The sequence below is a fragment of the Psychroserpens jangbogonensis genome (genome assembly GCF_000797465.1).
Taxonomy (GTDB): domain Bacteria; phylum Bacteroidota; class Bacteroidia; order Flavobacteriales; family Flavobacteriaceae; genus Psychroserpens; species Psychroserpens jangbogonensis.
In genome coordinates, this window is sequence record NZ_JSWG01000006.1 from 424,603 (window position 1) to 435,047 (window position 10,445).

At 31.9% G+C, this 10,445-nt stretch carries 10 protein-coding genes; 6 read left to right on the forward strand and 4 right to left on the reverse strand.

Annotated features, from left to right (window positions below; genetic code table 11):
* Nucleotides 1-15: 15 nt before the first annotated feature.
* Genes RH81_RS05275 through RH81_RS05290 form a run of 4 tightly spaced genes read left to right on the forward strand, consistent with a single transcriptional unit; the run spans nt 16 to nt 3,081 of the window.
* On the forward strand, nt 16-576 hold the full coding sequence (locus RH81_RS05275) for a DUF4738 domain-containing protein (RefSeq protein WP_033958656.1): 561 nt from the start codon (nt 16-18) through the stop codon (nt 574-576).
* A gap of 1 nt (nt 577) precedes the next feature.
* The gene (locus RH81_RS05280) at nt 578-1,159 is read left to right on the forward strand and encodes a MiaE family protein (RefSeq protein ID WP_033958659.1); all 582 of its coding nucleotides are present in this window, start codon (nt 578-580) and stop codon (nt 1,157-1,159) included.
* A 32-nt stretch (nt 1,160-1,191) separates the two neighbouring features.
* Nucleotides 1,192-1,923 carry a T9SS type A sorting domain-containing protein gene (locus RH81_RS05285; protein ID WP_033958661.1) on the forward strand — a complete coding sequence of 244 codons (732 nt, stop codon included), beginning with the start codon at nt 1,192-1,194 and terminating at the stop codon, nt 1,921-1,923.
* Nucleotides 1,924-1,977: 54 nt separating this feature from the next.
* A complete protein-coding gene (locus RH81_RS05290; protein ID WP_033958663.1) occupies nt 1,978-3,081 on the forward strand; it encodes a T9SS type A sorting domain-containing protein in 1,104 nt (367 codons plus the stop codon).
* A gap of 51 nt (nt 3,082-3,132) precedes the next feature.
* Here RH81_RS05290 and RH81_RS05295 read toward each other — a convergent pair whose 3' ends face one another.
* The 4 genes from RH81_RS05295 to RH81_RS05310 form a co-directional block, all read right to left on the reverse strand.
* Nucleotides 3,133-3,663: a porin family protein gene (locus tag RH81_RS05295; RefSeq protein ID WP_033958664.1), complete on the reverse strand. Its 531-nt coding sequence runs from the start codon at nt 3,661-3,663 to the stop codon at nt 3,133-3,135.
* Between the two features lie 167 nt (nt 3,664-3,830).
* Nucleotides 3,831-4,736 (reverse strand): Ppx/GppA phosphatase family protein, encoded by a 906-nt coding sequence (locus tag RH81_RS05300; RefSeq protein ID WP_033958668.1) that lies wholly within the window; start codon nt 4,734-4,736, stop codon nt 3,831-3,833.
* 1 nt (nt 4,737) lies between these two features.
* On the reverse strand, nt 4,738-6,792 hold the full coding sequence (ppk1, locus tag RH81_RS05305) for a polyphosphate kinase 1 (RefSeq protein WP_033958671.1): 2,055 nt from the start codon (nt 6,790-6,792) through the stop codon (nt 4,738-4,740).
* A complete protein-coding gene (locus tag RH81_RS05310; RefSeq protein WP_033958674.1) occupies nt 6,792-7,277 on the reverse strand; it encodes a SixA phosphatase family protein in 486 nt (161 codons plus the stop codon). Before RH81_RS05310 ends, ppk1 begins: the two co-directional genes overlap by 1 nt.
* Nucleotides 7,278-7,596: 319 nt before the next feature.
* Between RH81_RS05310 and RH81_RS05315 the strand changes: the two genes are divergently transcribed.
* Both RH81_RS05315 and RH81_RS05320 read left to right on the forward strand, forming a co-directional pair.
* Nucleotides 7,597-8,115, forward strand: a complete 519-nt coding sequence (locus RH81_RS05315) for a hypothetical protein (RefSeq protein WP_033958677.1) — start codon at nt 7,597-7,599, stop codon at nt 8,113-8,115.
* Nucleotides 8,116-8,157: 42 nt separating this feature from the next.
* A partial coding sequence (locus tag RH81_RS05320; protein WP_033958680.1) for a VWA domain-containing protein occupies nt 8,158-10,445 on the forward strand: 2,288 nt, incomplete at its 3' end.

Consider the following 10,445-nt stretch of genomic DNA (forward strand, 5'->3'; position numbering starts at 1 on the left):
GATTAATTTTAGATTATGAAAAAATCAATACTCATAGTAATCCTTATAGCTGTAGCCTTCTTTAATTGTGATAGACGCGGAAGTGCTCGAGAAAATTTGCAAAATTCAATTTCTGAATTTAATGAAAAACATACCGATTTAGATATCGTTTCATATTATCCAGAAACATATACCGAAGTTCAAACAGATTCGATTATTTCAAATACGTTTAAAGTTAGTATTAAGAATTATGCTAAAATGGATTCCCAAATATTAATGAATTCTGAAACAGATAAAACGAGAACAAAACTAAACTACCATCGTGTTTTTGAATCTGAAATTAAAATAACTTTAGATTCTAAAAACATTTTCAATACTACTATTAGAGCTGAAGATTTTAAAGACGCTTCTCAATCTGAGTTTTGGAAAAATGCAACTTTAGAACATGTTTGGGTTAATCAAGAAACTTCAAATACTAAGGAACTTAATTTAGGGATTTCAATTATAAACCCTAAAAGTAAAGCCTACAAATTGTATGAACTAATCGTTAATACAGAAGGCAAACAAGACTTATTTTTAATAGAAGAACACAGTTAATATGCTAGGTTTAAAACTACCAACAGATCCACGTTGGGTAAACATTGTTGAGAAAAACATCGAAGAGATCCTTACAGACCACGCGTACTGTGAGCAAAAAGCGACAAGTACTGCTATTTCTTTAATTGTTAGTTTTCCAGAATACACAGGGTTAGTACAAGAAATGGTTGCCCTTGTAAAAGAAGAAATTAGCCATTTTAAAATGGTACATGATAGAATTTTGGCTAACGGTTGGACTTTAGGCAGAGACCGAAAAGATGATTACGTCATTCAATTATTAAAATTCTTTCCTAAAGGAGGAAGCCGAACTACACAATTAGTACACCGATTACTCTATGCAGCATTAATTGAAGCCAGAAGTTGTGAACGTTTCAGATTACTTTCAGAAGAATTAGAAGACAAAGAACTCGCTGAATTCTACAGGAAATTAATGGTAAGTGAAGCTAACCACTATACGATGTTTTTAGGATTTGCTAGACAATATGGTGATCGAGAAGACGTAGACAAGAAATGGCAACATCTACTTGATTACGAAGCAGATATCATAAGGGAATTAGGTAAAAAGGAAACGATTCACGGATAATTTTTGTATCTTTTAAGTGGTAAATTTCAACTATGAAAAAAATCTACTTTACAGTTACCTTATTATGTTTAGGTCTAATAAGCTTTTCTCAAGAAGAAGTTGCCTTATTTGGTGATTGGTATTTGCATTTTAGAACTGATAATGGAGTTACTACATATCCACCTCTTACAACTCAAGAAGATTATAACATTGTTTTAAATTTTGGTTTATTACCTCCTACTGCAGACGAACCATTTACAATAGAAAGTTTTGGCCCAATCACTGATACTTTTGAAGGTAAATTTAATGTTGCAAATGGCACAATGGAAGTTTTCGATATTACTGAAGCTTTAAGCAACTGTGAAAATCCACCAGAAGTTTGTTCGTATTTCTCTGATTATAATCACGCCATTTTATTTGACTCTAACACCTCTGAAATACTTGATGAATTTATTCTTAGTTACGATATAACAGGTACAGATGATGATACCACATTAACTATTACAAATGATTTTAGTGGAGATTATGCTGTTTATGGAAGACAGACTTTATCTATTTCTTCATTTCAATATAGAACAATTGCTATATATCCAAACCCTGCAAAAGAAGTTCTTCATATTTCAAATTTTCTTATAAGCTCACATTACTCCATTTATTCTATTACTGGTAAATTGATTGAAAGTAATTCAAATTTGAGTGAATCTATTGATGTTAGTTATTTAAAGGCTGGTCTTTACTTTTTAAAAATAGATGACAAACAGATCATTAAATTTATCAAGCTATAAAGTACAATTCATGGATATTACTTATATTCGTGTATAGAAAATTATCTACTTGCCATGAAACATATCTACTTATCTATTCTATTTTTATTTTCTGTTTGCGTAACAAATTCTCAAAATGAGCTGCTACTAGGCGAATGGTATTTGATCAGTATAACTTCTGATGGTGTCCAAAATGATAATTTTATTGGAGAAGTTCAATTAAACTTTACGAATATAGAATCTGAGATTGCTGATTATTATATAGCAGATGGAGGTTCGTCATGTGAATTTCAAACTATGTCATATCTTCCTTTAAGTAATGATACCTTAAGGATTATTGATTTAACAAGTTCAGGAAGCTGCGATTTCAGTACAGTTGCTGGGATTTACACCAACTTATACAATGACGTCATTACAAATAGTTTTAGTGTTGAATCTGATCTAAATTATCAAATTATTGGATCTGGCGATAATGAACAATTAACACTTCAAAACTCTAGTGGAGATTTTGTTGTATTTGGAAGAACTCCCAATAATGCGTTACTTACTAGAACCTGGTATTTATCTAGAATTGAAATTCCTGGAAATCCAACTATTGAAGTCTTTACTATTGAAAATCCATCATTAACACTAACTAATGACATAAATCCACTTACATTTAGAACAACAGCTTTTGGTGAAGGTGAGTGTAACGCTTTTATGAGTGATTATGAAGTCACTTTAAATAATGGTAATAATATTCATTTACTTGATTTTTCGCCAACATTAGGTTTTTGTGAATCTGATTATGAAAGTGAATACTTTAATATTATTGGTTTTCCTCCAAACAATTTCTCTGAATTCGAAATCATAAATAACGGAACCACATTGAATGTAACTGATTTATTAGGCGCAAGATTAGTCTTTGGAGATGAACCGTTATCTATTTCAGAAAATGAAATAAACGCTCTACAAATAACTTTAAAAAATAATCCTGTTTCCTCTGAGATTAATTTATCCGTAAGTCGATCTGGAAGTGAATTAAATTATCAAATTTATTCCATTGATGGAAAACTTGTAAAAGAAGCCAAACTCAGATCAGAATCTATTAATGTATACGACCTTAATTCTGGATTGTATTTTATTCGTTTCTTTAATAATTCCAATCAGTTACAGACTTTGAAATTTATCAAGCAATAAAAAAAGCCTCAGTTAAAACTGAGGCTTTTTAATATATTTTAATAATTCTTATTAGATTTTTATACCAAACCCAAATTGGAATGTTGTATTCTGCGCTTCCACATCTGTTAAGTCTTCATCAAGGATATTACTTAATCCATAATGCACACGTGCATCAACAAATATTTCATCGGTAATCATATATTCAACACCTCCAACTCCTGAGAATGTAAATGTTGAAAATCCGTCTTGATCAGCCCAAGTCTTTAAACTTAGCATTGGTCCTGCTCCAACAGTGAATTTATTTCCTATTGCAAAGCGAACCATAATTGGTAACTGAATATAATCAGCTCTTAAGGCTTCGTCTTTACCTCCTTCAGCAGAATATTGCAATTCAGTTAAAATTGAAAAATTATCGCTAATTCCAAAATCGACAAAACCTCCAAAAGCGAAACCATTTCTGTGTTGGTTTTCAAAGGTTGCATCAGGATCAAAATCTAGATTAGAGATATTTAAACCTCCTCTAACACCATAACTGGTGCCTTGAGCGAAAGATAGTGTAGTAATACTAACAAATAATAATGTAAGGATAAGTGATTTCATTTTTATAAAATTTTGTTTTAAATAGACTCAACCATTTTAATTGAGCGTTTTCAAAATGATGTTATATAAAACAGCATAGATTTGAGACTGCTAATATATAATGAAAATTGAGATTAATAAATAAATAATAGATATCTAGTAAAAAAAGAGGTCAAACAACCTTATTTTTAAAGGTTTATACTCGAAACTGCTCCATAATACACACTTTTTATTATACCATCTGAAAGTCCAATTTTTGGAACAAATACGTCTTTTGCACCACTCCATTTCATTGCAGAAAGGTATATTCTCGTTGCAGGAATAATAACATCTGCTCTATCTTGGTTAAGCTCTAATTCGGTAATTCGCTCTTCATAAGAATAGGTTTGAAGCTTATTATAATACGTCGTTAAGTAAAAATACGTTAACGGTTTTCCTTCAGCTTTCCCTGAGATTTTAAATATTTTATTAATGTTTCCACCAGAACCTATTAAATCAATAGCATGGTAACCTTTAGTCTTAGCCTTGATCCATTCTTCTAATTCATTCCAAGTTTCTTTTTTGACAATGTCATTCAAAAGTCTAACTGTTCCAATTCTAAACGATTTTGACGCTACAGTATTTCCATGATGAATAACTGAAAACTCCGTACTTCCACCACCTACATCTACATATAAATAGGTTTTATCTTCCTTTATATAAGAAAGTAAGTCAGTGGCAGCAATAATAGCAGCTTCTTCTTCACCATCAATAATATCAATCTCAATTTTAGCTTTTTTTGAAATAAGTTTAGCGACCTCTTTCCCATTATCAGCTTCTCGCATCGCAGAAGTAGCACAAGCTTTATACTTAATGATTTTGTGTGATTTCATTAATAATCTGAAAGCAGTCATAGTATCAAGCATGCGTTCTTTATTCTCTTCGGAAATCTCTCCTTTTAAAAACACATCAGCACCAAGACGAATAGGCACACGTACTAAGGAGGTTTTTTTAAACTTAACAGGTTGACCTTTTTGTTCAATAATACTTGAAATTAAAAGTCGTACTGCATTTGAACCTATATCAATCGCTGCGTATTTTTTAATGTTTAACATACTATGAATTCAATTTTTCTTTAAAATAATCGTAGAGTGCGAATTGAGTTCTTACTTTAGGATTATCATTTCGTCGGTATTCATTACTCTGCGTTTCATCAATGATTCTTGCCTTTACATTATCATTCCAACAAATATCAAAAACATCTAGCAACTCTTCTTTAAGATCAGCCTGATAAATTGGACAACTAACTTCTACTCTATTTTCAATATTTCTAGTCATCCAATCCGCTGAAGATATGTATACTTTATTATCGTCATTATTACAAAACACGTACAATCTAGTATGTTCTAAAAATTTATCGATAATACTTATGACCTCAATATTTTCACTCATTCCTTTAACTCCTGGTACTAAAGAACAAATTCCTCTTACAATCATCTGGATTTTCACTCCTGCTCTACTCGCTTCATATAGTTTATCAACCATACTATAGCTTGAAACACTATTTAGCTTAAGTTTTATAAACGCAGGTTTACCTTGCTTTACGTTGTCAATTTCCGTATCAATTAATGCAAAGAGTTTTGATTTGGTATAGTGAGGTGATGTAATAATATGTTTGTATCTGTAAATAAGATAGTTGGTTTGAAAAAAGTTAAAAACTTTGTTAACGTCCTTTAAAAGTTTTGAATTTGAAGTGAACAACGTAAAGTCTGTATAAACTTTAGCTGTTGATTCGTTAAAGTTACCAGTACTAATAAATCCGTATCGTTTTACCTTTTTATGTTCTTCTCTCTCAATAACACACATTTTACTATGCACTTTCAAACCAGCAACACCAAATAGAAGATTGACGCCTTCAATTTGCATTTGCTCTGCATAATCTATATTTGCTTGTTCATCAAATCTTGCACGTAATTCAATTACAACCGTAACTTTCTTACCGTTTTTAGCAGCATTTATCAATGAACTAGCTACATGTGAAATTTGAGCTAACCTATATATAGTGATTTTTATTGTTTTAACCTTAGGATCTAAGGCAGCTTCCCTTAAAAACTTTACGACATAAGAGAAGGTTTGATATGGCGTATGAAGTAAGTAGTCTTTTTGGGATATAGAAGTGAAAATACTACTTTGAAGACTTAACCCTTTAATTTGTAACGGTTGAATCTTATCGTAAAGCAGATCTGTTCTTCCCAAACTTGGAAAATCCATATAATCCCTTCTATTGTGATAACGACCACCAGGAATGACACTATCTTTAGAATCGATCCCCATTTTGGACATTAAATACTCTAGGGTTTCTTCATCTATAGTTTTATCATATACAAATCTTAAAGGTTCTCCTGTCTGTCTGTCTTTTACACTATCTGATATTTTCTTAATAAAACTCTTACTTAAATCACTATCAAAATCAAGTTCACCATCTCGAGTAATCTTAATCATATTAGCCGAAATGGATGTGTAATTGAAGATATTGAAAATATCATTTAAACAGTAACGTAATAGATCATCTAATATAATGATGTAATTATCATCACCTTTTTTAGGTAGAACAACAAAACGATCTATGGCTTTTGGTATCTCAATTAGAGCAAATTGCTTTTCTCCATTATCTAAGACCATTTTTACAGCTAAATAGGCAGCGCTATCTTTTAATAAAGGGAGTTCCAATAAATCATTCAAAATGACAGTAACTAGCGCTGGACTTACATTTTGTATGTAATAATCTTTAATAAACTTATGCTGAGACTCATCAATTTGAGTTTCATTAATAATAAAGATGTTTTCTTTTTCTAGTCTATTTTGAATTTTACTTAGAATTTCTAAACTATAACTTTGTTGTTTTATAACGATTTTGGTTATAATTTCTAAAAGTTCACCAGCTTTTACACCACCAAGTTCACTCTTTCCTCCTTTACCGGCTTCATCTATTCGTTTTACTGTAGCATATCTAACCTTAAAAAACTCATCAAGGTTATTTGAAAATATTCCTAAAAATCTTAATCGCTCAATAAGAGGTACACTCTCATCTTCTGCCTCTTGCAAAACTCTTTCATTAAATTGAAGCCAACTCAATTCACGATTGATGTAGCTGTTTTTTTCTTTTACCATTATTTTAAATCCCTAGGGAAAATTGTAAGCTTTGTAGTGCCTTTTTTAATATTTTGCCACGATGTGACATCAAAATTTATAACGACTAAACCACTTGTTGGCAGGTTATCTATAAATTGGTCTCCAAATATATTGCAAATAGATGTGAAAGCATGATTATGACCAAAAATCATAACCTTTTCGTAACTATCATCAATTTTAGCTATAAAATCAATCACGTTTTGCCCACTAAAATCATATAATTCGTCCTCAATATGTAGAATATGATCATCATAATTGAGGATATTCATAAAAATCCTACAAGTAGACGATGCTCTATTAGCTGGGCTCGAAAAAATAATATCAGGAGTAAAAGATGTGTTTTTGAAGGCATTAGAAACCAGTGCTGCATCTCTAAAACCTCTCTTTTTTAAAGGTCTTTCAGCATCATTTACATCATGTTCCCATGAAGATTTTGCATGTCTAATAAGTACTATTTGTCTCATATTGATTCGATGAAGTGTAATATTTTATCGATAAAATGTTGCATAATTCCGTTTTAACGATTATTTTCGTCCCTTTAACATTTAAATTTGCTAACTATATTAGTTATCATTTGTTTTGTTAAGATTAAATATAATGTTTATGACCCCAAATCAAAAATATATTAATAAATCCATTTACGTGGTCTTTCGTACCACAGTTCTTCCCTCAAAACATATTGGACGTTTAATTAAGTATCACATACTTTACTAGACTTCTTATATACAATAGTAAAATTAAACATCGCTAAGCGAATATAAAATTTGAATTAAATTTTAAACTATGAAATTAATAGCAACCTTAATTATAGCATGTCTTGCTGTGACGTCATCTAAATCTGATAACAACTTATCATATAGTAATGATTGTAGCGCACAACTTATTGTTGAAAAGGACAGGAGTTCTAAATCGGCTGATGAAGACGGAACTCAGTTTGTATTGATTCTTACTAATACTTCTAATGATTCAAAGACATTCAATTTGTCAACTAAAAATCTTTCAGAGCCTTGTAATAGAAATACATCACAATACAACAGAGGAACTGGTTCAAACAATGCAACATTAGATGTTTCAATTGAGAATAATAGTTTAAATAGGAATAGCTCAAATACTGCTTCTCAATCAGAGATAACATTGAATAGTGGTGAATCATATAAATTCATTGTAAACGTAAAAGTTCCGAAAGGAACAACTTATGATACATGGAGTTGTATCGAAGTAGAAGCTAAGACTTCAGATTGCAAATCATTATCTGAGACAAAAACATTAAGTGTTTATATAGCTGACCCTTCTAAGGGATAATATTTATAAGTAAGATAAAAACAGGTTTTAAAGAAAAACTCGATGAGAAATAAATTACAATTTCAAAAAAGAAATGCCAAAAATGTAGCTAAGCTTATGTTTGCATTTTCATTTCTATTTTCTATTAATATTCTATTCGGACAACAAGTTTTAGTTGATAAGGTCATAGTAGAAAACGCAACCGTTTGTAATCAATTTGATGTCACTCTGGAAATTATAGGTAAACCACCTAAAAGTCCTCAAGAAGTGGTGTTAATTATTGATAGATCAGGAAGTATGGATGACGGTCCAATACCTGAGCCAATTGACTATGCTCAAGATGCTGCAATCGATTTTGTTAATAATTTCTTTTTGCCAGTAAATAATCCTACTGGTCAAAACAAAATTGCTGTTGTAAGTTTTAGTAGTTCTGCTACTCTAGACATTGGTCTAACCTTAAGCTCTGGACAAACAACAATTATAAATACAATTAACGCAATAACTACTGGAGGCTGGACAAATACTGAAGCTGGTATTATAGCGGCTGATAATGAACTTACTAATAATGGTACATTTGATTGCGCTACATCTAGAAGTATTATACTTCTTTCAGATGGAGTTGCTACTCGTAGAAATGGTAGTAGCTCTACATGTGATACCACCACTTCAGGAACTGCATGCCAAACAGCAGCAATAAATGCTGGTGTTGCTGCACAGACTACAAATGTAAGTGGTGATACATATAATCAAAGTGTATTTACTATTGGATTAGTTGGCGCAATTGATGGAACTGAAGAAACAATAGCTTTAAACACCCTTGATGGTATACAAAATTCTGGAGCGTTCTCCACTGAGAATAATGCAGATTTAAATAGTATTTATGATGCTATCCTAGGTCAACTAGTTCCTGCTGCAACACAGTTGCCTGGTCAAGCACTTGTTTCAGACACCATAGGTAATGGCTTTTCAATTGTACCTGGAAGTATTGACCCTAGTAAAGGAACTGCCTCTATCAGTGGTCAATTGTTATCATGGTTCGTTACAGATTTATTTGAAGAAACTATAACCTTAAAATATACAATCGTTCCGACCGACCCTACAATATGTGGCCCTCAAACATCTGGTGCTACAATTATTAATTATGAAAACGCAATGTGTCAAACTACCTCTTTGGTATTTGATAATCCGGAATTTTGTGTGCCTTGTCCAGAAATTACTCCTAGCTTGTCTAGAGTTGGATGTACAGATACAATAAATTATACCGCTACATTAGAACAAAATGGTTGTATTTCTACAGGAGATACATTTATATGGGAATTTTATTTAAACGGCAATCTAGTTGGCTCATCCAATAATGTTACTGGAGTATATACATATACTGGACCAACTGGTTCTTTTGAAGGCAATTTTACTGCTGAATTAACCTATACTGGTACTTTTGGAACTACATGCACATTGCCTAGCATTGATGCACAAATTGACCTTTTTATTCCTGATGCTATTGAAGCGACAGCATCTATAACAAATGTACTTTGCTACGACGATTCTACTGGAGCTATTGATATTACTGTTACAGGTGGTACTCCTCCATATACTTATTTATGGAATAATGGAGAAATCTCACAAGATTTGTCAGGAATTACAGCTGGAAACTATTCTGTAACTATTACCGATTCATCAGGATGTAATATCATTATTAATGATAGTGAAGTTACGCAACCAACTGAATTAACCGCTAGCGTGACATCCACAACTAATGCAGATTGCTCAGGAAATAGTACTGGTGAATTAATTGTTGAAGTTTCTGGTGGTGTTCCTCAATATACTTACTCAATAGATGGTGGTAATAACTATCAAGCAACAGGTACATTTTCAAACCTTACGCAAGGTACTTATACAATTGATATTCTAGATGACAATAATTGCGCTCTTTCTATAAGTAATATAATCATAAACAATGATGACACTGAGAGCCCTGAGATTACAGCTCCAGGTGATTATACAATAGAAGGCTGTGATGTTTCTAGCATTACAGATCTTCCTTATAACGAAACTGCTACAACAATTACATTGGCACAACTTGAAAGCGCCTTAGACGGAAATGGAACAGCTTCAGATTCTGATGGGACAATCGATTCTATTACATATTCTGATGTGAGCTCTGGTACTTGTACTATTCTAGTCACTAGAACTTTTACTGTTACAGATGCCTGTGGAAATTCTGTATCTGATTCACAAATTATTACTGTTGTAGATACTACTGCTCCAACTTTAGTAATCCCTCCAAATAAAAACAGAGAATGTACTGAAGATACTAGCCCTCCAAATACTGGAACCGCTACTGCTACTGA